At 61.1% G+C, this 22484-nt stretch carries 19 protein-coding genes; 11 read left to right on the top strand and 8 right to left on the bottom strand.

Annotated elements, in window-relative coordinates:
• Window positions 1-154: 154 nt before the first annotated feature.
• Window positions 155-1684 carry an AhpA/YtjB family protein gene (locus ACEN8R_RS21660; protein ID WP_495624358.1) on the bottom strand — a complete coding sequence of 510 codons (1530 nt, stop codon included), beginning with the start codon at window positions 1682-1684 and terminating at the stop codon, window positions 155-157.
• 134 nt (window positions 1685-1818) lie between these two features.
• Between ACEN8R_RS21660 and serB the strand changes: the two genes are divergently transcribed.
• A complete protein-coding gene (serB, locus tag ACEN8R_RS21655) occupies window positions 1819-3033 on the top strand; it encodes a phosphoserine phosphatase SerB (protein ID WP_007939616.1) in 1215 nt (404 codons plus the stop codon).
• Window positions 3034-3058: 25 nt separating this feature from the next.
• Here the strand turns inward: serB and ACEN8R_RS21650 are convergent, their stop codons facing one another.
• From ACEN8R_RS21650 to ACEN8R_RS21635, 4 genes are all read right to left on the bottom strand, one after another.
• Entirely contained in the window at window positions 3059-4846 is a 1788-nt protein-coding gene (locus ACEN8R_RS21650) for a cyclic-di-GMP receptor FimW-related protein (protein WP_495624357.1), read from the bottom strand.
• A gap of 135 nt (window positions 4847-4981) precedes the next feature.
• The gene (gene asd / locus ACEN8R_RS21645; protein ID WP_007939614.1) at window positions 4982-5842 is read right to left on the bottom strand and encodes an archaetidylserine decarboxylase; all 861 of its coding nucleotides are present in this window, start codon (window positions 5840-5842) and stop codon (window positions 4982-4984) included.
• An 18-nt stretch (window positions 5843-5860) separates the two neighbouring features.
• Window positions 5861-6676 carry a rhodanese-like domain-containing protein gene (locus ACEN8R_RS21640; protein WP_018928517.1) on the bottom strand — a complete coding sequence of 272 codons (816 nt, stop codon included), beginning with the start codon at window positions 6674-6676 and terminating at the stop codon, window positions 5861-5863.
• A gap of 96 nt (window positions 6677-6772) precedes the next feature.
• Window positions 6773-8305: an HDOD domain-containing protein gene (locus tag ACEN8R_RS21635; RefSeq protein ID WP_495624356.1), complete on the bottom strand. Its 1533-nt coding sequence runs from the start codon at window positions 8303-8305 to the stop codon at window positions 6773-6775.
• A gap of 166 nt (window positions 8306-8471) precedes the next feature.
• On the opposite strand from ACEN8R_RS21635, the gene motA reads away from it, so the two are divergent.
• From motA to ACEN8R_RS21620, 3 genes are all read left to right on the top strand, one after another.
• Entirely contained in the window at window positions 8472-9323 is an 852-nt protein-coding gene (gene motA, locus ACEN8R_RS21630; RefSeq protein ID WP_018928515.1) for a flagellar motor stator protein MotA, read from the top strand.
• Between the two features lie 3 nt (window positions 9324-9326).
• Window positions 9327-10373, top strand: coding sequence for a flagellar motor protein MotB (motB, locus tag ACEN8R_RS21625; RefSeq protein WP_018928514.1), 1047 nt, complete (start codon window positions 9327-9329; stop codon window positions 10371-10373).
• 110 nt (window positions 10374-10483) lie between these two features.
• Window positions 10484-11650, top strand: coding sequence for a sterol desaturase family protein (locus ACEN8R_RS21620; protein WP_064616010.1), 1167 nt, complete (start codon window positions 10484-10486; stop codon window positions 11648-11650).
• A 41-nt stretch (window positions 11651-11691) separates the two neighbouring features.
• Here ACEN8R_RS21620 and ACEN8R_RS21615 read toward each other — a convergent pair whose 3' ends face one another.
• Complete coding sequence (locus tag ACEN8R_RS21615; protein WP_086944084.1) at window positions 11692-12177, bottom strand: toll/interleukin-1 receptor domain-containing protein; 486 nt, start codon at window positions 12175-12177, stop codon at window positions 11692-11694.
• 300 nt (window positions 12178-12477) lie between these two features.
• Window positions 12478-13509 carry a small ribosomal subunit biogenesis GTPase RsgA gene (gene rsgA / locus ACEN8R_RS21610; protein WP_018928510.1) on the bottom strand — a complete coding sequence of 344 codons (1032 nt, stop codon included), beginning with the start codon at window positions 13507-13509 and terminating at the stop codon, window positions 12478-12480.
• Window positions 13510-13616: 107 nt separating this feature from the next.
• Between rsgA and orn the strand changes: the two genes are divergently transcribed.
• Window positions 13617-14159: an oligoribonuclease gene (gene orn, locus ACEN8R_RS21605; RefSeq protein ID WP_018928509.1), complete on the top strand. Its 543-nt coding sequence runs from the start codon at window positions 13617-13619 to the stop codon at window positions 14157-14159.
• Window positions 14160-14382: 223 nt separating this feature from the next.
• The gene (locus tag ACEN8R_RS21600; RefSeq protein ID WP_018928508.1) at window positions 14383-14994 is read left to right on the top strand and encodes a trimeric intracellular cation channel family protein; all 612 of its coding nucleotides are present in this window, start codon (window positions 14383-14385) and stop codon (window positions 14992-14994) included.
• A gap of 93 nt (window positions 14995-15087) precedes the next feature.
• Here ACEN8R_RS21600 and queG read toward each other — a convergent pair whose 3' ends face one another.
• Window positions 15088-16152, bottom strand: coding sequence for a tRNA epoxyqueuosine(34) reductase QueG (gene queG, locus ACEN8R_RS21595; protein ID WP_086944082.1), 1065 nt, complete (start codon window positions 16150-16152; stop codon window positions 15088-15090).
• A gap of 63 nt (window positions 16153-16215) precedes the next feature.
• Between queG and ACEN8R_RS21590 the strand changes: the two genes are divergently transcribed.
• The 5 genes from ACEN8R_RS21590 to miaA are packed head-to-tail and all read left to right on the top strand — an operon-like array spanning window position 16216 to window position 22482.
• Entirely contained in the window at window positions 16216-17715 is a 1500-nt protein-coding gene (locus ACEN8R_RS21590; RefSeq protein ID WP_495624355.1) for an NAD(P)H-hydrate dehydratase, read from the top strand.
• Window positions 17703-18173, top strand: a complete 471-nt coding sequence (gene tsaE / locus ACEN8R_RS21585) for a tRNA (adenosine(37)-N6)-threonylcarbamoyltransferase complex ATPase subunit type 1 TsaE (RefSeq protein ID WP_018928505.1) — start codon at window positions 17703-17705, stop codon at window positions 18171-18173. Before ACEN8R_RS21590 ends, tsaE begins: the two co-directional genes overlap by 13 nt.
• Window positions 18174-19604 (top strand): N-acetylmuramoyl-L-alanine amidase, encoded by a 1431-nt coding sequence (locus tag ACEN8R_RS21580; protein ID WP_019582199.1) that lies wholly within the window; start codon window positions 18174-18176, stop codon window positions 19602-19604. It abuts the gene before it with no gap.
• Complete coding sequence (mutL, locus tag ACEN8R_RS21575; protein ID WP_018928503.1) at window positions 19601-21511, top strand: DNA mismatch repair endonuclease MutL; 1911 nt, start codon at window positions 19601-19603, stop codon at window positions 21509-21511. The genes ACEN8R_RS21580 and mutL overlap by 4 nt, the downstream gene beginning before the upstream one ends.
• The gene (gene miaA / locus ACEN8R_RS21570) at window positions 21511-22482 is read left to right on the top strand and encodes a tRNA (adenosine(37)-N6)-dimethylallyltransferase MiaA (protein WP_086944079.1); all 972 of its coding nucleotides are present in this window, start codon (window positions 21511-21513) and stop codon (window positions 22480-22482) included. The genes mutL and miaA overlap by 1 nt, the downstream gene beginning before the upstream one ends.
• Window positions 22483-22484: the final 2 nt, after the last annotated feature.

Genomic DNA, 22484 nt, shown 5'->3' with positions numbered 1-22484 from the left:
GAGTCCAGAACAAAGCCCGCCTTGTGCGGGCTTTGTTGTTTTTGCGGGTTGGTTGTAGCAGCTCGGCAGCTGCTACAAGAGTTAAGGGACAACAAAAAGCCCGCAGACGATCACTCATCTGCGGGCTTCTCTATAGCGGGCACAAGGTTACGGGTTATGCCCGGCGTTCGTGCATCCGCGCCAGTTGCCGCTCCAGCATCGATGGATAAGGCTCCATCAGGCGTTCTACGCAGCACGCCCCCTCAGGGCTTGCAATCGGGCGGATCCGCGCACGCTGGCGAATCAGCGCGTCATCGCTGATCTTGCGCTCCACCAGCAGCAGGTTGCGGCTGTGTTGCGACAGGGCCAGCGCATCCTGAGCGGTTTCGGTCAGCAGCAGGTCGATCTGGCTCAAGCTGAACAGTTCGTCGCCCAGTGTCAGGCCCAACTGCAATTGCAGGGTGATGCCGCTGTCGGCGACTTCGATCTGCAATTGATGGCCCAGGGCGCGCAGCAGCTCACCGCAGCAGATGGCGTTGGTCAGGTAGTCATCGCCGCTGTCTTCGGTGTGGAACAGCATCAGCGTGCTGCCATCGTTCAGGGTGTGCAGTTCGCTCTGGTAGAGCGACGCCGCCTGATCGAGGCAATCGCGGTAGCGCTTGAGCAGCTCTTCCAGACGTGCGCGGGGCAGGCGACGGAGTTGATCCTGTGCGCCCAGTTGTACCGCCAGTACCGCGCTGTGTTGAGGCACGTTCGATACCTGCGGCTTTGCGACGGATTTCGGCGCACTGTCTGTCGAATCGTCACGCAGATCGGCAAACGGGTCTTCGTCGTCCTCGTCGTCTTCGACCGTGCTGACAATGCGTCGCGGAGCAGGCTTGAGACCTGCCACCGGTCGGCTTTCATCGAAGCTAGGATCACGCAGGTTGCGTACTTCGAAGGCCGGATCGGTCTCTTCGTCGTCATCGCTGTCGTTGAACTCGGGCTCCGGAACAGGCTCCGGTTCGGCCGGCTCCGGCGCGAAATTGGCGTGCAGCTGACGAGCGAGATCGCCGACTTCATCCTGACGCTCGGTGGCCGGGGTGTATTCGTCGATATTGCGCAGCCACACGCGCAATTGCAGCAGCGGCGTGGAGATATTGCGGCCCAGGCGCAGGCTCAAGGCCAGGGACAGCGCCAGCAGAATCGCGCTCAGAATGCCCATGCTTTGCAGGCTGATGGTCATCGGCTGCTGGAACTGATCCATGTCCAGGCTGATGCGCAGTTGCCCGGCGGTCACGTCCTGGAAGGTGATCTTGCTCTGGTACATGCCTTCGGCTTCGCCCAGCAGGCCGTGCTTGGGACGCTGACCGGCTTCGGCGAGGATGCGGTTATCCACGCTGTAGATGGCAGCGTGGGCCACCAGCTTGTTCTTGGTCAGGTTGTTGAGCAGCACATTCAGGCTGAGGATGTCGTTGGACACCAACAGCTCCGTGGCCGACGTAGCCGTCTGGGTAGTCAGGCTTTCGCCCAGGGCATCCGCCTGCTCGTGCATGGCCTGCTTGAACTGCAAACCCATCACGCAGGCATAGATCACCAGGGCCAGAGCGACCAGGATCACGTTATGGCTGGCAATGCGTAATGCGATCGGTACACGGCGATGACGCAGTGCCCGGAAGATCAGCAGAAAGAAGTTGTCGGTTTTTACTGGCGTGGGCCGGTTCACTTGAGCTCGGCTCTTTGTCCGTGAAGTTGACGCGCAGTATAGCGACAGGCCCTAGGCCGTCAAAGCGCTCGCGGTGCCCGATGGTCACTGAAAATGGGTAGAATGCGGTTTTTTTCCACCTGCGGGGGTGCGCCTTGCGCGAAATCGTCCTGATAAACATCACGGGAGTCGACCGTCCGGGTCTGACTGCGGCCATAACCGGCGTTCTGGCCCAGGGTGGTGTGAACATTCTCGACATCGGTCAGGCGGTGATCCACGACACCCTGTCGTTCGGCATCCTGGTTGAAATTCCTGACACCGAGCAAGGCAACTCGGTGCTCAAAGACATCCTGTTCAAAGGCTATGAGCTTGAGCAACAAGTGCGTTTCACGCCGGTGTCCGAAGAGGATTACCAGCAGTGGGTCGGCAACCAGGGCAAGAAACGCCACATCGTCACCCTGTTGACCCGCAAAGTGACCGCCGAGCAGTTGCAGCGTGTGAGTTCGATCACCGCCAAATACGGTCTGAACATCGACCATATCGACCGTCTGTCCGGGCGCATGCCGCTGGACACCCCGGCCGACAAGGGCAAGGGTTGCATCGAGTTTTCCGTGCGTGGCGAAGCGGCTGACCCGCAAGCGCTGCGGGCTGAATTCCTCAGCGTTGCGCAAGAGCTGAACGTCGACATCGCCTTCCAGGAAGATTCGCTGTTCCGCCGTAACCGTCGTCTGGCGGTGTTCGACATGGACTCGACGCTGATTGAAGCCGAGGTCATCGACGAACTGGCCAAGGCCGCCGGCGTTGGCGACCAGGTGTCCGCGATTACTGAGCGGGCGATGGCCGGCGAGCTGGACTTCCGCGCCAGCTTCAAGGAGCGCCTGGCCTTGCTGCAAGGGCTGGACGTCAGCGTGCTGGACTCCATCGGTGCTTCCCTGCGCCTGACCGAAGGCGCCGAAACCCTGTTCGCCGAACTCAAGCGCCTGGGCTACAAGACCGCGATTCTGTCGGGCGGCTTCACCTACTTCGCCAAGCAACTGCAGGCCAAGCTGGGCATCGACTATGTGTTCGCCAACGAACTGGAAGTGGTCGACGGCAAGGTCACCGGCGTGGCGGTCGAGCCGATTGTCGATGCACAGCGCAAGGCGGATTTGCTGCGTGAGCTGGCGCATAAAGAAGGTTTGCGTCTGGAGCAGACGATTGCCGTCGGTGACGGTGCCAACGACCTGCCGATGCTGGCGATTGCCGGGCTGGGCGTAGCGTTCCGCGCCAAACCATTGGTCAAACAATCGGCGAAGCAGGCGATTTCCACCCTTGGGCTGGATGGCGTGCTGTATCTGCTGGGCTTCCGGGATCGCGACGGGCAGCTCTGAGTTTTCGACCGTCCGGGCGCCGCCGCTATAGCGACTTCCACAACGAATCAAACTCTTGCGCTACCCCGATCACGCCGCCTTCCGCGGCGTTTTCGTTTCTGGCTACCTCCAGGGAGCGGTAGGCAAACTGATTGAAGCTGTTGGTGCTCGTCATCCGTCGCTCCAGCTCGGCCGGGCGTTCCTGGCCATTGGTGTTGATCAGCACCTTATTCCCTTCCTGGAACGGCAGGCGCGGGGTGAGCAGGGTGGCCGGCAGGTCGATGGCGCTGATGGCGGGCAGTAACAGCCCGCGCAAGTACTGGCTGTGTTCGTCGTCGGAGCGAATCAGTTGCAGGCCGCAGGGCTCGGCGTAAGGCGCAACCTGCTCGATACCCATCTGCGTGCCACCGCCCCGTACCTGGCGGATCCAGCGCACCACGGCAACGCTCCAGCCTTGACCGGCCGTATCCTCGATACCGACCATTTCGCCAGCCTGCAGTTCGGCAGGCACTGCGCCGGGCCAGGCCAGGCAATAACCGCCAGGGCTGTGATTGATCACCGGTAGCGCGTAGGTCGGGAAATGCTGTTGGCCGGACGCCTCGTGGTTGTCATGTTTCTGAAGATGTGGATATTCGATCTCTTCGTAGGGCAGCAGCGTGTCTGCCGTGCCATGGGGGGCGGCGTCGAAGGCCTGTTTCCATTGGTCCTTGGCGCGTCCTGTCGGCTCGATTGCCGAGAACTGCGCGGGACGGGCGCCGGGTTTTTTCAGGATGTCGTTGAACGGGCGTTTGCCACCGAGATAAAAGTGCAGGGCGCTCATGCCCACGCACAGGGTCAACGTGCCGTGGCCGACGGTGCGCTGGAAGCCGCGCTCGGAGGCCTGCCCCCAGGCGGCATGCAGGTGTTGCAGCGTATCCAGATTGAGGCCCATCGGAACCGGCAGCGGCGATGCCTTGTCGGCCGATTGTTGCAGATGGGTTTCGATGGCGGCGACCAGGGGCTGCGGGTCGATCCCCAACAAGCGCTCCTGGTGTTCGGCCGGGAACTTGGTGCGATAACGCGGGCCGCTGTCGAGGTCCGAGGCGACGGCAAACAGCCCGCTGTCCGGTTTGGCTGGTTGCAGTTTGATCCATTGGCTCCAGGGTTCCAGCACCTCGGCGAGCCGGGCGATCTGGTTCTGGCGCAGTTGATTGCAGCGTGAAGCGCCCAGCAGGAGGGCGACGACGTAGGTCTGCTCGATACTCAGGCTTTGCGTCTGGCTGGCCAGTTCATCGCGCACGCTCTGATGTTGCAGCTGATGTTCGCAGCCGATCCGGTACAGCTGATGCAGTTCCAGCCACAGCCCTTCGGGCGCCGGGCAATAGAGCTCAGTTGCGCGGATCAAAGTACCGTTCAAGCAATGGACGGCACGTTGCAATGACTGGGTCAGCAGCGGCGCACGGTCTTTACTGAAGCGTGGTGCGATGCGGACGACGATCTGCTTGTAGCCGATCGCCAAGTGGCTCTGCAGCGCCTGGCAAAGGTTGGCGATTTTGCGCGAACGCTCGTCGAGCACAATGGCCTGATGCAGGAAATGCCGCTCCAGGTGCTTGCAGACGTAATACACCTCGGGCCGCAGCAATTCGAGCAATTGCAGGCGATTGTCGCTGGGTGTGAGCAACTGGTTGAGTTCGCTCAGGCCTTGATACAACTGGCGAGCGGTTTCACCGATGTTGGCTTTGGGCAGGTTGGCGATCCAGCGCTTGAGGTCGCGTGGCGTGGCTTCGCAGAAAGACAGGCGCGACTGCGTCGGGATCGGTGCGCGTAGCAGCAGGGCAGGATTGGTCTCATTCATGCCGTGGACAAACTCCGACCGTGAAATGGGCAACGAATGACTTTGACTGTAGCAGCTATGAACGCTGGAGGAGGGGGCGCAGCGGGAGGAAATGTCCGATCCCACGAAAGGCGTTCGTGGGATCGGATCGAGGGATCAGGCGGTTGGCAGGCCGATGCCCTGGCCCATCTGCACTGGCGAAAGGGCGCCCAGCCCTTCAGCCCATTTCACTTGATCCGGCCCGAACAGCACGACCGCCGTAGAACCGAGCTTGAAACGACCCAGTTCCGCACCTTTTTCCAAGTGAATCGGCGCACGGGCCGCTTCGTCGTAGCGGAAGGTTTTCAGCTCGCGTTTTGGCGGTGTGACCAAGCCAGCCCAAACGGTTTCGATCGACGCCACAATCATCGCGCCCACCAGTACCACGGCCATCGGGCCGCGTTCAGTGTCGAAAATGCACGCTACACGCTCGTTGCGGGCGAACAGTTCCGGAACGTTTTCAGCGGTGGTCTGGTTGACCGAGAAGATGCGGCCGGGGATGTAGACCATCTCGCGCAGGGTGCCGGCCAGCGGCATGTGCACACGGTGATAGTCTTTCGGCGACAGGTAAATGGTGGCGAAATCGCCGCCCATGAAGGGCGCTGCGTTGGCCGCGTCGCCACCCAGCAGTTCCAGCACGCTGAAGCTGTGGCCCTTGGCCTGGAAAACGCGACCGTGTTCGATCGGGCCGAGCTGGCTGACGGCACCGTCGGCCGGGCTGAGGATCGCGCCCGGGGTTTGATCCAGCGGGCGAGCGCCGTCTTTCAAGGCGCGGGTGAAGAACGCATTGAAGTGCTCGTAAGCGGTCAGGTCTTCGACCAGCGCCTGGGACATGTCCACTTGATAACGCTTGGCGAACCAGGCGGTAAAGGCGTTCTTGAACCAGCGCACACGGCATTCGGCAATGCAGCCGGCCAGTCGCGAGAGCAAGTGATGGGGCAGCAGGTATTGGCTGAGGATAAACAAACGCTTATTCATTAACTGTCCTTGAAAAACTTAAATCTCTACGGGCGTGTCAGGGTGGTTGCCCCATTCGCCCCAGGAGCCGGCGTAGCCTTTGACCCGCGGATAACCGAGCGCCTTGGCCACCAGATAGGTGAAGCCAGAACGATGGTGTGTCTGGCAGTGGGTAATGACTTCTTTGTCTTTGGTAATGCCGAGTTGTTCCAGGATTGTCGGCATGTCGGTGCGGATGCGCAGGTTGCGCGCCTGATCCATGCCAGCGGTCCACTCGAAATTGACCGCGCCGGGAATGTGCCCGCCCTTGGCCGCCAGCACTTTCTCGCCGGAGTATTCCAGCGGGCCGCGTGCGTCCCAGATCGCCAGGTCAGCAGCGCCGAGGCGGCTTTGCAGGTATTCGCGGGTGGCGACAGGTTCGTCGTGCAGGGTCAGGGCGACCGGGCCGCCGACTGCCGGCGGGATCTGGATCGACATGGGCAAGCCTTCCGCCAGCCAGGCCGGCAGGCCGCCGTCGACATAGTGATATTTGCTGTGGCCGATGACATCCAGCAGCCAGATAAAGCGCCCGGCCCAACCGCCGCCTTCGTCGTCATAGACGACATAGACTGCATCGGGGTTGTGCCCCAGTTCGCCGAACAATGCTTCAAGCGCGGCGTGGGTCGGCAACAGGCCCGGCGCAGGCGCCTGACCCAGTTGAGTGCGTTTTGGATCGACAAAGCGTGCACCGGGGATATGCCCTTCGGCATAGCGGGCGCTGCTGGTCAGGTCCACCAGAATCAGTTCGCGGGAGTCGAGACGCGAGAGCAGGTCGCTCGGTTCGATCACCAGCGCCAAGCCAGAGAAGTCAGACATGTGAGGTCTCCAGAGCACAAAGGGGAGGATTGTAGCGCAGCGTCATGAGGGCCTGTTATCAGTTATTTTGGGGCAGGAAATAACTGATAACAGGCCCTAGCGGTGGCTAAAGCTGTGCAGGGCCTTTTCGATGCATTGAGCGGTTTTGCCGAACGCTTGCACGGTGATTTCCGAGAACGGTCCGCCGCCCTGATCCGCTACCACGATCATGATCACCCGGCCGTTGTTGACCAGTGAGCGCAGCAGCAGGTGTTCGCCGCTGAACTGTGAGCGCAGGCTGGCTGGCAGCAGGGCCGAGAATTGTGCGTTGTTGGCCGGCGTCAGGCGCACCTGGGCCTGTTGCGCGAGCAGGCGTTGCAGCACGGTGCTCTGGCTGACCACCAGGTTCAGGCCGGCCACTTCCTTGGGTAGCCCGGCGATCTGGTGCACACGCAAATTGGCGTGCGTGCGATCGGCCATCAGAATCATCACCCGGCGCATGCCACACGCCACCAGGGCGTCCCGGGCCGATGTGGTCAAGTGCATGGCATTGGTAAAGCGGCTCGGCTCCACCAGCAATTCGGCGCATTGCTTGCGCCACTTCGCCAGGTCTTCGGCGGTCGGCGCCGGGGCGGGCAACAAACCGGCATGCACGCGGTGCGCACCCGGTGGCCAGATCAGCGATTCGGCCGGGTGCCAGAGGTCTGGCATGGCGTGTTGGCGAGCGCTGTTGGCGGCCTGCTGGTGCAATTGTTGTTGCACCTCATCCATCGGCATTTGCAGATAAAGGCTGGTCAGGTACTGCCAGCGTTCGCAGTGTGGACTGTCCCAGGCCTGTTGTGCCGCCAGCGCCAGACCGTTGGCCAGCAGCACGGTATTGGCGGGCTGATTGAGCCAGCGGCGCAACGTCGGGTCGTCATCCAGGCGGTTCTGTTGGCGCAACGGGTGATCGCTGTCACGTGCAATGCGCAGGACTTTCACCAGCTCACGTTGTTCGCTACGCAGCAGCCGATAACCTTGCTGCACCCAGATCGGCAGGCGCCAGACGTCCACCAGCGCCAGACAGATTTCCAGCAGGCGCACGCCGAACAATTGCTTTTCGACTTTGCGTGCCGACTCGCCTTTATGGATGACCCGCAACTCCCACTCTTCAAGCAACTGCGGATGGGTCAGCGCCATGGGCCAGAGTGGCGAGAGAAACAGCAGGCTGCCCCAGTGGATGTCCTGCCACAGTCGCGCCAGGCGACTGGCGAAAAAGCCGTTGGCCTGTTGAGTGGCGTGCTGGCTGATCAGTTGAAGCTGGCGCAGGGCGACGGGGATTTGCAATTGGGGTTCGGCGGGCAGGCGGTCGAGCAGTTCTTCGGTGCGTTTCAAACCGAGGCGATTGATCGCCACCTCAAGGTTTTCAGCAGGCTCGGTCATGCTGCCATGGGTGTGACGGTTGGCTTCGCGAATCACGCTCAAGGCCAGGGCCGGGCTTTCCTGCATCAGGTCGGCGATGTCGCGCAGCGAGCTGCGGTTATCGCGGATCGCTTTGCAGACCCGGTCGTGGCTGGCTTGCGGAACCGGCAGGCGTACGCCATCGAGAAGCTTGACCCAGCCTTCAAGCGTGGTTGGTTTGGGCGTTGGGACGTTCGTTTCGTTAGCCATGTCTGGACGCGATCATCGTCTGCTTTACCTATGCCCTGAACGGGTCAAATTAGCTTTTCGCCTTAACTGGCTATAGTCTGGCGCAGTTTTGCCGATAAGTAGAAGAAGAGATTTTTTAACTTCCGAATATGACCTTGAACCCGACTCAGTAAGTGCTCTCCTACCTATGGCTAAAATTATCGGCATCATCGTCGTATTCGCGAGCGTGCTCGGCGGATACGTGCTTTCCCACGGCAAGATTGCCGCTCTCATCCAGCCTTTCGAGGTGATGATTATCGGTGGCGCGGCCCTTGGCGCCTTCCTGCAGGCCAACCCCGGCCACATGACAATGCACGTGCTCAAGAAGTCCTTGGGCATGTTCAGTTCGCGTTTCAACCACACCTTCTACCTGGAAGTGCTGGGGCTGATTTACGAGATCCTCAACAAGAGCCGTCGCGAAGGCATGATGGCGATCGAAGGCGACATCGAAGATGCCGCCGCGAGCCCGATCTTCGCCAAGTACCCGGCGGTGCTCAAAGACGAACGCATGACCGCGTTCATCTGCGATTACCTGCGCATCATGTCCTCCGGCAACATGGCTCCCCATGAGCTGGAAGGCCTGTTCGACATGGAACTCTACAGCCTCAAGGAAGACCTCGAGCACCCGTCCCACGCGGTGAACGGCATCGCCGACGCCATGCCCGGTTTCGGTATCGTCGCGGCGGTATTGGGGATCGTGGTGACCATGGCATCCCTGGGTGAAGGCGACCAGAAGTCCATCGGTCTGCACGTGGGGGCGGCACTGGTCGGTACCTTCTTCGGTATTCTCGCGGCCTACGGTTTCTTTGGCCCGCTGGCCCACTCCCTGGCTCACGATGCCAAGGAAGAACTGAACACCTACGAAGCCATCAAGGCTTCGCTGGTGGCTTCGGCTTCCGGGATGCCGCCGTCGCTGGCGGTGGAGTTCGGTCGCAAGGTTCTGTACCCGGCGCACCGTCCTAGCTTCGCTGAGCTGGAACAAGCGGTTCGCGGTCGTTAAGTCATGGAAAATAACCAGCCGATAATCATCAAGCGCGTCAAGCGCATCGCCGGAGGGCATCACGGGGGCGCCTGGAAAATCGCCTTCGCGGACTTCGCGACGGCGATGATGGCGTTCTTCCTGGTGTTGTGGCTGCTGTCCACCGCGACGCCTGAACAGAAGATCGCCATCGCCGGTTACTTCAAGGACCCGGTCGGGTTTTCCGAAAGCGGTACGCCGTACATCATCGACCTGGGCGGCACGCCGACCCTGGCGCCGGAGAACACCCTCAACCCGGAGGTGAAATCTCAGCCGCAGCCAGACAAGGTGACCATCGACGCCGAGCAGGTTGAAGGCATGGCCGAGCAAGTCGAGAAGGAACGCCTGGAGTTGTTACTGCAAGAGTTGCAGAACAAGGTCAATGAAAACCCGCAATTGCAGAAATTCAAGGACCAGATCCTCTTCGAGATCACCCAGGACGGTTTGCGCATCCAGATCATGGACGCCGAAAACCGCCCGATGTTCGACTCCGGCAGTGCGCGCCTGAAGCCGTACTTCGAAGACATTCTGCTGGCCATGGCCGACACCATCAAAGCGGTGCCGAACAAGATCAGCATCAGCGGCCACACCGATGCCAAGCCGTACTCGGGCACCGGCGATTTCGGTAACTGGGAACTCTCGGCCAATCGCGCCAACGCGGCTCGTCGTGCGTTGGTCGCTGGCAGTTATCCGGATGCCCAGGTCGCGCGAGTCGTCGGTTATGCCTCGTCGGCGCTGTTCGACAGGGAGAACCCGTTCAATCCGGTCAACCGCCGGATCGACATCGTGGTGCTGACCAAGAAAGCCCAGCGCGCCATCGAAGGTGAACAAGGTGCCGAACCGGCGCCAGCGCCGACGCAAGGGCAGGGTGGCCCGGGCGAAGTGCATGCGCCGCCAGCCGATCCGAACGCATTGCCGGCGGATAAGGAACCGCTGCCGGCACACGAACTTCGTGAGCGTTTGAATCTGTTTGATAATCCGGCGCCGAAGCCGGGTGAACCGCCCAAACCCGCTGTACCGCCCAAGCAATAACCTGCAGAAAAGCCACCATGAGTGGCTTTTCTGTTTCTGGCTGCGTCACTGCAGCGTCGCACTGACTCGACTCACTGCAAGTTTGTTTTCGGAATCATGGAAGATCAGTAATGGAAAGACTCAAGTCCTATTTTCAGCAGCATGGCAATGCACCCTTCAAGTTTGGTGAAGGGCGGGTCAGTGGCTACATCTCAGCCACGCTCGGGCTATTGAGCCTGCTGGCGGTATTGTGCTTTCTCTTTCCCGAATGGCTGACCACCGCCGAACTGCGCAAGGTGTACGACGAGCAGTTTGCGCGCACCACGCTATTGCTTGGGCTGGTACTGTCTTTCAGCCTGGGCACCCTGAATATCCTGCTCAACAAGCGAAAGCGCTTGGGGATCACCGGACTTGTCGCCTCGGGGCTGGCGGTGTTTCTCGGCGGCACCAATGTGCAGATCAGCTCGATTGGGCAGACACCGTACTCGCTGGGGCTGGACTGGTTCGTCCTGGCTCTGCTGGTGTCGGCCATCGTCTTTATCCCCCTGGAAAAACTCTATTCCAAGGACCCTGAGCAAAACATTCTGCGTCCGCACTGGCGAACTGACCTGACCTACTTTTTTGTCAGTCATATGCTGGTGCAGTTCATCCTGATTTTCATCACTGCCTCGTCGAGCTTTATGGCTGGCTGGGCCGTGTCGGCGGATTTGCAGGCCAGCGTACAAAGCCTGCCGATCGTTGTGCAGTTCTTGCTGGCGGTACTGGTGGCTGACCTCGGTCAGTACTGGCTGCATCGGCTGTATCACGTCGTGCCGTGGTTATGGCGCATGCATGCCGTACATCACTCAAGCACGCACATGGATTGGCTCGCCGGTTCGCGTGTCCACTTCATCGAGATTCTGCTCACCCGTACCGGCGTGCTGGTGCCTTTGATGCTGCTGGGTTTTGCGCCCCAGGCGTTGAACGCCTACGTGATTCTGGTCGGGGTGCAGGCAGTGCTGGCCCACGCCAATGTACGGATCAACGGCGGCTGGCTGAATTATGTGCTGGTCCTGCCGCGCTATCACCATTGGCATCATGCCCGGCACAAGGATTACATCTACAAGAACTATGCGATCCATACGCCGCTGGTGGATATGCTGTTTGGCACCTTCAAGTTGCCACCCAAGGAGTGGCCGACGCGCTACGGGGTTTTTGGCAAGGACTTGCCGGGCGGTATCCTGCGCCAGCACTTGTACCCGTTCCAGAAGCCTGGCCTGAAGAGCGTCGAGCCGAAACCGCCGGCAGCGGTTTCCTGAGGCCAAAAAAAGCCGCGATCATCGCGGCTTTTTTGCACCTCTCAGAAACCCCGTCGGATGCGACTCTTGAGCTGGTCGTGGAACAGTTCCGCATTGCGTCTGTAGCTGCCGCAAAGGGATTCGCTGATTGAATCCAGTGTCATTGAACGCTTGGTCGCCACTTCTTCACGGTAGGCCTCAATGAAAAAATCCAGGTCCTTGTCAGTGCTGAGCTTCGGCCATTTATCGAAGTACAGCGGCAGTTCCGCCGGTTCGGTCTGGAATGAGCAAATCCGCCGGTTGCTGATTGTCGCTTCGCCGATTTCGAACGGTACCCACCATGGCGGCACGGTCTTGCCCGAGACAACGGCTATCAGATGCGTGCTCGCGCTGATGTAGCGGGTGATGACCCCGGTGATGTCGTCAGTGGTCTGGGATTCCGGATCCAGCACGTCGAAGTAGGTCTTGATGTTGGCCTGTATCAGACGGCTGCTGATGGCGATCGCGTAGGGGCGATCCGCGTGACGATAGCTGATGAATACAGGCATCAGAAGTGTCCCTTGAGGGCGAGTTCGCGGTAATGGGCGCCTGAACGGTTCCACGAGTGAACGATGAACAAGTGATAGGTTGGCATGGCTGTCCCTCAGTATCGCTAATATGCGAAGAGGGCTTGAATGTATGCAGTTGAAGGGCTGGAACAAGGCCTTTACGGTTAAAGAGAAGTACCCTTCAAACAGGCGTGCGGATGCCCTACAGAAATATCTGATGTTTAAGTCGATGGGTGGTTTTTGTAGGCTGCTGCGAGCAGCCAGCCGTCCCATTGATGTCGGGGCGGCTGGCGCGTTTGTTTAATAGCTGTTTTCAGGCAAGCTGGCGATGATCGACCGGTAGCTGTTCATCCGTTGCTGCTGCACGCGGCCATCTTCCAGGGCCTTGAGCAGGGCGCAGCCCGGTTCGCGGTCGTGTTTGCAGTCGCGGAAGCGGCACGTGCCGAGCAGGTCGTTGAACTCGATGAAGCCGGCTTCGACGTCGGCACGGCTGACGTGACCCAGGCCGAACTCGCGGATACCCGGAGAGTCGATCAGCTCACCGCCACCGGGGAAGTGGAACAACCGCGCGGTGGTGGTGGTGTGGGTGCCCTGGCCCGACAGCTCGGACAGCGGGCCGACGCGGGTTTCGACTTCCGGCAACAGGCTGTTGACCAAAGATGATTTACCGACACCGGACTGGCCGACGAACACACTGATGTGCCCGTCCAACAGTTTTTGAAGTTGTTCCATGCCGTTGCCGTGGTGCGCCGACACTTCCAGCACCGGGTAGCCCAGCGTGCGGTAAACCGCCAGCAAGGCATTCAGCGCCGGGGCGTTCTGCTCGTCGATCAGGTCGAATTTGTTCAGCAGCAACAACGGACGGATACCCGCATGTTCCGCGGCAACCAGGTAGCGGTCGATCAGGTTGGCATGAGGCTCTGGCAGCGGTGCGAAGACGATGACGATCATGTCGACGTTGGCCGCCACCGGCTTGAGCTGTCCACGACTGTCCGGGCGGCAGAGCTCGGTTTTGCGCGGCAGTTGCGCCACGATCACGCCGATGCCCTGGTTGCCGGCACGCCATACGACCTGATCGCCGGTCACCAGCGCCGGCAGGTTGGCGCGCAAGTGGCAGCGGAATACCTGGCCGGCCAGCTCGCCATCGAGGGCTTCGACTTCAACCTGTACACCGAAGTGCGCGATCACCAGGCCCGTCTGTTCCGGACCCAGGTCGCCACCCTCAAGTGCCTCGACAGCCGAGGACTCGCGTTTGGCGGCGCGGGCAGCGCGCTCGCCCTGAATCTTTTCGATGCGCCAGTTTTGACGACGATTGAGTTGGCGTTTGGCCATGGGTGTTCCGTATCGAGAATGCAGCGATTAGGTAAAACGGTCGCGAGTTTAGCACGCCCGGCCGCCTCCCTAGGCTAAACTGCGAACCTACGCCGAGGAGCCGACATATGCAGAACCCGCAGAACCTGATCTGGATCGACCTGGAAATGACCGGGCTGAACCCTGATACCGACGTCATCATCGAGATGGCCACCATCGTCACCGACAGTAATTTGAACACCTTGGCTGAAGGTCCGGTGATCGCCATTCATCACAGCGACGAGATCCTCGCCGGTATGGACGAGTGGAATACCCGTCAACACGGCGGCTCCGGACTGACCCAACGGGTTCGCGACAGCCGCATCAGCATGGCCGAAGCGGAAGCCCAGACCATCGCCTTCCTGGAGAAATGGGTGCCGAAGGGCAAGTCGCCGATCTGTGGCAACAGCATCTGCCAGGACCGTCGCTTCCTTTATACCCACATGAAGTCGCTGGAAAGCTATTTCCACTACCGCAACCTCGACGTGTCGACCCTCAAGGAGTTGGCCGCGCGTTGGGCACCGGATGTGCGCGACAGCTTCAAAAAGGGCAGCACCCACCTGGCCCTGGACGACATCCGCGAATCGATCGCCGAGCTGCAGCACTACCGCAAGAATTTCATCAAGTTCTGATTGGGCATAGGGAGGTTTTTGTGGCGAGGGAGCTTGCTCCCGTTCGGCTGCGTAGCAGTCGTAAAGTCAGCCGGCGCGGTCTATTTGAAGAGTTGCTCTGTCAGCAGATGGGGCTGCTCTGCGGCCCAGCGGGAGCATGCTCCCTCGCCACAGGTTCCCTTGCCCCCTTTTGGTGCCCTGACGATCTGAGTAGACTGCGCGCCTTCTCGTAAGGACCGCCACCATGTTGCTGATGCTCTACCTGATCGCCATTACTGCCGAAGCCATGACTGGCGCCCTGTCTGCGGGCCGTCGCGGCATGGACTGGTTTGGCGTGGTATTGATTGCATGCGTCACGGCGTTGGGCGGCGGTTCGGTGCGCGACGTGTTGCTTGGCCATTACCCGCTGACCTGGGTCAAACACCCGGAATACCTGGTGCTGACGTCGATCGCTGCGATGTTCACCGTCTTCGCTGCGCGCTGGATGCGCCATCTGCGCTCGCTGTTTCTGGTGCTCGACGCCGCGGGCCTGGTCGCGTTCACCCTGATCGGCTGCATGACCGCCCTGGAAATGGGCCACGGCATGCTGGTGGCCTCGGTCAGCGGCGTGATCACCGGGGTATTCGGTGGCATTCTGCGGGACATCTTCTGCAACGACATCCCGCTGATCTTCCGCCGCGAACTCTACGCCAGCGTCTCGTTTGCCGCGGCGTGGTGCTATTTATTCTGTGTCTATCTGCAATTGCCGGGTGAACAGGCGATCCTGATCACGCTATTCGGCGGCTTCCTGCTGCGCTTGCTGGCGATCCGTTTCCACTGGGAAATGCCCAAGTTCGTTTATAACGACGAAGCCTGATTTACACGCAGTCCCTGTAGCAGCTGCCGAAGGCTGCGTTCGAGGCCGAAGGGCTTGCTTCGCAGTCGTGCCGAACGCAGTCTTCGGCAGCTACTACATAAGCCCGTGTTGTTTTAGCGCCCATTCGACATGCTCGCGCACCAGTTCCGACGGATAGTCCCGCCGTGCCTTCAACGCTTCCAGCACCGGAATGCTCGACGGTGCATTGCCCAGGCCGACCGCCAGATTGCGCAACCAACGCTCGTAACCGGCCCGACGCAACGGTGAACCTTCGGTGCTGCTGAGGAATTTTTCTTCGTCCCACATGAACAGTTCGGCCAGTTCGGCGTTGTCCAGGTTGTGCCGGGGTTTGAAGTCGCTTTCCCCGGAAGGCCGGGCGAAGCGGTTCCATGGGCAGACAATCTGGCAGTCATCGCAACCGAACACCCGATTGCCGATCAGCGGTCGTAAATCTTCAGGAATCGCGCTTTTCAGTTCGATGGTCAGGTACGAAATGCAGCGACGGGCGTCCAGCACATAGGGGCCGACGAAGGCATTGGTCGGGCAAATGTCCAGGCAGGCCGTGCAGCGACCGCAGTGCTCGGTGGCGTGGGGTGGGTCCACCGGCAGCGGCAGGTCGACGAACAGTTCGCTGAGGAAGAAGTAACTGCCGGCCTTGCGATTCAAGACCAGCGTGTTTTTGCCGATCCAGCCCAGGCCAGCCTGTTCGGCGATGGCCTTTTCCAGCACCGGGGCGCTGTCGACGAAGGCGCGGTAGCCGAACGGGCCGATCACTGCCTGGATTTTTTCCGCCAGTTGTTGCACGCGTTTACGAATTAATTTGTGGTAATCGCGGCCCAAGGCATAACGCGAGACGTAGGCTTTTTCCGGTTGGGCCAGCCGTTGCGCCATGTGCGTGTCGCCCGGCAGGTAGTCCATGCGCAGGGAAACCACGCGCAGGGTGCCCGGCACCAGTTCTTCCGGGTGCGAGCGTTTGCTGCCATGGGCGCCCATGTAATCCATTTCGCCGTGATAGCCAGCGGCGAGCCAGCGCTCCAGGTGCTGCTCATGCTCGGCCAGATCGAGGCCGCTGATGCCGACTTGCTGAAAGCCCAGCTCGCGGCCCCAGTCCTTGATGGATTGGGCGAGGGCGGGCAGGTCTGTGGTAATAGCGGGCATGAGGCGAGAGAAACCGGAGCTGAGATGCGTATAATTCTGCCAGACATCGGAGCCTGAAGACGCATGCCGCACACTAAAGATGAATTACCCGACGCGCTGTATAGCGCCGCGCAAGTCCGAGGGCTCGATGCGAGCGTGATCGCGGCCGGTACACCGGGCTTTGAATTGATGCAGCGTGCGGCACGGGCGACTTGGCGTGCGCTGGTCCGCCATTGGCCGACCGGGCACGAATTGAGTGTGGTGGCCGGCCATGGCAATAACGCGGGCGACGGTTATCTGGTGGCCGTGCTGGCCCGACGTGCCGGCTGGCATGTGCGGGTGCTGGCCGCCGGTGACCCCGGGCGTTTGCAAGGCGATGCCGCGTCGGCGCATGTCGAGGCGGTGGCCGAAGGCGTGGCCATTCAAGGCTGGACCCCGCACTCCGAGTTGCGCGGCATTGTGCTGGATGCCTTGCTCGGCACCGGCCTGACCGGTGAAGTGCGCGAGCCGTTCGCCAGCGCCATCGCCGCGATCAATGCCAGTGGGCTCCCGGTTGCGGCGGTGGATATCCCCTCGGGGCTGTGCGCCGATACGGGTCGCCAGCTCGGCATTGCGGTTCGAGCAGACCTGACTGTGACGTTCATCGGGTTGAAGGTGGGGCTGTTCGCCGGTGACGCGGCGGATGTGGTGGGCGATTTGGTATTTAACGATCTGCACGTCGCCCCCGAGACATTTATTGGGGCCGAGATCAGTGCGCGTCGCCTGACGGCCGGTAATGTGCCGCGTCTGACCGGCCGCGCTCCAACTGCCCACAAAGGCAAATTCGGTCACGTATTGCTCGTTGGCGGTGATCGCGGTTTTGGCGGCGCCATCCTGCTTAGTGCACAAAGTGCCCTGCGCAGCGGTGCCGGCATGGTGTCCGTGGCCACCCGCAGCGAGCATGTTCCGGCCGCCCTGGCGCGTTTGCCGGAAGCCATGGTGCTCGGTACGTCGTCGGCCAATCAATTGATGGGCTTGCTGGAGAAGGCCACGGTGCTGGTCGTCGGCCCGGGGCTGGGGCAGGCCGCCTGGGGGCGCAGCCTGTTGTCGGCCGCGGCCAACGCGTCGCAGCCACAAGTCTGGGATGCCGATGCATTGAACCTGTTGGCCGAAGGTGGCGTGAGCTTGCCCGCAGGTAGTGTCATCACGCCGCATCCGGGCGAAGCGGCACGATTGCTGGGGATATCGACAGCCGCCGTACAGGCTGACCGCCCGGCCGCGGCCCATGCGTTGAGCAAAAAATATACAGCGGTGGTAGTGCTCAAGGGCGCTGGCAGTCTGATTGCCAGCCCCGATGGGCGTCTGGCGCTGTGTCATCAGGGCCATCCGGCCATGGCGTCGGCCGGGTTGGGTGATGTGCTGGCCGGTCTGGTGGGCGCCTTGCTCGCTCAGGGCCTGGACGCGTATGACGCGGCCTGCCTGGCGGTCTGGCTGCACGCCAATGCCGGTGCGCAACAAGGTAAATTAGGCCGCGGGCTGGCGGCCAGTGATCTGATTCCAGCCATTCGTCAGTTGTTGGAGGAGCAAGCACCGTGTCTGAAGTAACCCTGTACCTGGCTGATGAGCAGGCCATGAGCGATTTTGGCGCACGTATCGCCAAAACCACCGGAGGGCACGGTCTGATCTTTCTTGAAGGGGATCTGGGCGCGGGGAAAACCACACTGTCCCGGGGCATCATCCGTGGCCTGGGGCATACCGGCGCGGTAAAAAGTCCGACCTTTACCCTGGTCGAGCCTTACGAGATCGGCGCCGTCCGCGCCTTCCATTTCGACTTATATCGATTGGTCGACCCCGAGGAGCTGGAGTACCTCGGCATCCGCGACTATTTCGATGACGACGCATTATGTCTTATTGAATGGCCCCAGAAGGGTGCAGGCTTTTTGCCAAAGCCCGACCTGACCATTACCATTAGCCCGCAAGACAGCGGGCGTTCGCTGAGAATTTTGCCCCAAGGCTCGCGTGGCGAGTCGTGGTGTGCCGTTTTGGCATTGGAATCCAAATAAATGATGGGGTTAGGTATGCGCTTTCGCGCGTTGGTTGCTGCCGTAGGGGTGTTGTTTTTGGCGGTGACCGTCGACGCTGTGGCCGAGACGAAGGTCAACAGTGTTCGCCTTTGGCGGGCGCCGGATAACACTCGACTGGTGTTCGACCTGACGGGGCCTGTCCAGCACAGCGTCTTTACCCTGACCGCACCGGATCGGCTGGTAATCGACATCAATGGCGCGACGCTCGGCTCGCCGCTGAACGTCTCCACGGCCAACACGCCGATCACGGCAATGCGTTCGGCTCAGCGTACGCCGACCGATTTGCGGGTGGTCATCGACCTGAAAAAAGCCGTCACGCCGAAAAGCTTCACCTTGGCGCCGAACGCCCAGTACGGCAATCGCCTGGTAGTCGACCTGTTCGACAACGCGGCCGATGCCGCGCCACCGCCTGCGCCAACACCGTCTGTGGCCACGGTACCCGCCGTACCCGTCACGCCGTCCGAGCCTTCGATCAAGCTGCCACCCGCACCGGCTGGCAAGCGCGACATTATCGTGGTGATCGATGCCGGTCACGGCGGCGAAGACCCGGGCGCCTCGGGGTCTCGCGGTCAGCGTGAAAAAGACGTGGTGCTGGCCATCGCCCGTGAACTGCAGCGTCAGGTCAATGGCATGAAAGGTTTCCGCGCCGAACTGACCCGTACCGGCGACTACTTCATTCCATTGCGCGGCCGTACCGAAATCGCCCGCAAGAAGGGCGCCGACCTGTTCGTTTCGATCCACGCCGACGCCGCGCCGTCAGCCGCAGCGTTCGGTGCGTCGGTGTTTGCCCTGTCTGACCGCGGCGCTACGTCGGAGACCGCCCGTTGGCTGGCCGACAGCGAAAACCGTTCCGACTTGATCGGCGGTGCCGGCAACGTCAGCCTCGACGACAAGGACCGGATGCTCGCCGGCGTGCTGCTCGACCTGTCGATGACCGCTTCCCTGACTTCCAGTCTGAACGTTGGCCAGAAAGTCTTGAGCAACATCGGTCGCGTCACGCCGCTGCACAAACAACGTGTCGAGCAAGCCGGGTTCATGGTGCTGAAGTCGCCGGATATCCCGTCGATCCTGGTGGAAACCGGGTTCATCTCCAACGCCAACGAAGCCTCGAAACTCGCGGCATCGAGCCACCAGCAGGCGCTGGCGCGCTCCATCAGCAGCGGCGTGCGGCAATTCTTCCAGCAGAACCCGCCGCCGGGCACCTACATTGCCTGGCTGCGCGATTCCGGCAAGATCGCCCAAGGCCCACGTGACCATCGCGTGAGCCCCGGTGAAACCCTGGCGATGATCGCCGTGCGTTATCAGGTGTCTGCGGCCACCTTGCGCAGTGCCAACAACTTGCAAAGTGACGAGCTGAAGATTGGTCAGACGTTGACCATTCCAGGCACTGAACTGGCGGCCAAAGAATGAACCAGGTGCTGACCAACACGGCGCGTATCGAGCTACTCAGTCCACGGCTGGCGAACCAGATTGCCGCTGGTGAAGTGGTTGAGCGCCCGGCCTCGGTGATCAAGGAGTTGCTGGAAAACAGCCTCGACTCCGGCGCCAAACGCATCGATGTCGATGTGGAGCAGGGCGGTGTCAAGCTGCTGCGGGTGCGCGACGATGGCAGTGGCATTTCCGCCGATGACCTGCCTTTGGCCCTGGCCCGTCACGCCACCAGCAAGATTCGCAACCTGGAAGACCTCGAACAGGTCATGAGTCTGGGGTTTCGTGGTGAGGCGCTGGCCTCCATCAGTTCCGTGGCGCGTCTGACCCTGACTTCCCGCACTCGCGACGCCGATCAAGCCTGGCAGGTGGAAACCGAAGGCCGGGACATGGCGGCTCGCGTGCAACCAGCGGCTCATCCGGTGGGCACTTCGGTGGAAGTGCGCGATTTGTTCTTCAATACCCCGGCGCGCCGCAAGTTTCTGAAGACCGAAAAAACCGAATTCGATCACCTGCAAGAAGTGATCAAGCGTCTGGCGCTGGCGCGGTTCGATGTGGCGTTCCATCTGCGCCATAACGGCAAAACCATCCTCAGCCTGCACGAGGCCCATGATGACGCGGCCCGCGCCCGGCGTGTGGCGGCGATCTGCGGGGCGGGCTTTCTGGAGCAGGCGCTGCCGATCGAAATCGAACGCAATGGCCTGCATTTGTGGGGTTGGGTCGGGTTGCCGACCTTCAACCGCAGCCAGGCGGATTTGCAGTATTTCTTTGTGAATGGCCGTGCCGTGCGCGACAAACTGGTGGCGCACGCAGTGCGCCAGGCTTATCGCGACGTATTGTTCAACGGTCGGCACCCGACATTCGTGCTGTTTTTCGAAGTCGATCCGGCGGGCGTCGACGTCAACGTGCACCCGACCAAGCACGAAGTACGCTTCCGTGACGGGCGCATGGTTCACGACTTCCTTTACGGCACTTTGCATCGCGCCTTGGGTGATGTGCGGCCGGAAGACCAGTTGGCCGCGCCTGTCGCGACAGCCATGGTCCGGCCAACCGGTATCGAAGCCGGCGAGTTCGGCCCGCAGGGCGAGATGCGTCTGGCGGCCAATGCGCTGCTGGAGCAGCCTCAGGCCCAGCCGTCCTTCAATACTTCGGCGGGCTCTGGCGCCGGTGCCGGTTATCAGTATCAATACACGCCGCGACCTCAGTCCGGCGTGCCCGTCGCCGAAGCCCAGGCGGCCTATCGCGAGTTTTTCGCGCCGTTGCCCGAGGCCAATGCGGTCGCGCTGCCGGCCGGGCAAGATGACATTCCGCCGCTGGGCTATGCACTGGCGCAGCTCAAGGGCATCTACATTCTTTCGGAAAACGCCCAAGGCCTGGTGCTGGTAGACATGCATGCCGCCCATGAGCGGATCATGTACGAACGGCTGAAAGTCGCCATGGCCAGCGAGGGGTTGAGCGGTCAGCCATTGCTGGTGCCGGAATCCCTGGCGGTCAGCCAGCGCGAAGCCGACTGCGCCGAAGAAAACGTCGCCTGGTTCCAGCGTCTGGGTTTTGAATTGCAGCGCCTTGGCCCGGAAACCCTGGCCATCCGGCAAATCCCTGCGTTGCTGAAACAGGCCGAGGCCAACCGACTGGTTAGCGATGTGCTGGCGGATTTGATGGAATACGGCACCAGCGACCGGATTCAGGCGCACCTGAACGAACTGCTCGGCACCATGGCCTGCCACGGCGCGATTCGCGCGAATCGGCGCCTGGCCTTGCCGGAAATGAACGGCCTGCTGCGGGACATGGAAAACACCGAGCGCAGCGGTCAATGTAACCATGGCCGACCGACCTGGACCCAACTGGGCCTGGACGATCTGGACAAACTGTTCTTGCGCGGTCGTTGATGAGCCAGTTCCCTCCCGCGATTTTCCTGATGGGGCCGACGGCCGCCGGCAAGACCGACCTGGCCATCGAACTCACCAAGGTCCTGCCCTGCGAGCTGATCAGTGTCGATTCGGCGCTGGTTTATCGCGGCATGGACATCGGCACCGCCAAACCCTCCAAAGAGATCCTGGCCGAATTCCCGCATCGTCTGATCGACATTCTCGATCCGGCCGAGAGTTATTCCGCCGCGGATTTCCGTCGCGATGCGTTGCAAGCCATGGGCGAGATCACCGCGCGGGGCAATATTCCGCTGCTGGTGGGCGGCACAATGCTCTATTACAAGGCTTTGCTCGAAGGTCTGGCCGACATGCCGGCGGCCGATGCGGACGTTCGTGCGCAAATCGAAGAAGAGGCTGCACGCCTTGGCTGGCAAGCCCTGCACGATCAATTGGCGGTGATTGATCCGCAATCCGCGGCGCGAATTCACCCGAACGATCCGCAGCGCCTTAGTCGTGCACTGGAAGTTTATCGCGTCAGCGGCCAGAGCATGACTGAGCTACGCTTGCGACAATCTGCGCAAAGTACTGAAGCAGCCGCTTCGGGACTGCAACAATTGCCCTATACTGTCGCGAACTTGGCCATCGCTCCGGCAAATCGCCAGGTACTGCACGAGCGCATTAAACAAAGATTCACAAATATGTTGGAACAGGGATTCGTCGACGAGGTCGTAGCCCTGCGAGATAGAGGTGACTTGCATTCCGGGTTGCCGTCTATACGTGCAGTAGGTTATCGACAAGTCTGGGATTACCTGGATGGCAAGCTGACGCAAGCCGAGATGCAGGAGCGTGGAATCATTGCCACGCGCCAATTGGCGAAGCGCCAGTTCACCTGGCTGCGCAGTTGGGCTGATTTACACTGGTTGGACAGCCTCGATTGCGACAATCTGCCGCGCGCCTTGAAATACCTCGGGACCATCTCCATATTGAGCTGAGT

Source organism: Pseudomonas sp. Pseusp15 (assembly GCF_059492165.1).
The sequence above is the reverse complement of the archived record's forward strand: the minus strand, read 5'-3'. Positions and strand labels throughout refer to the sequence as shown.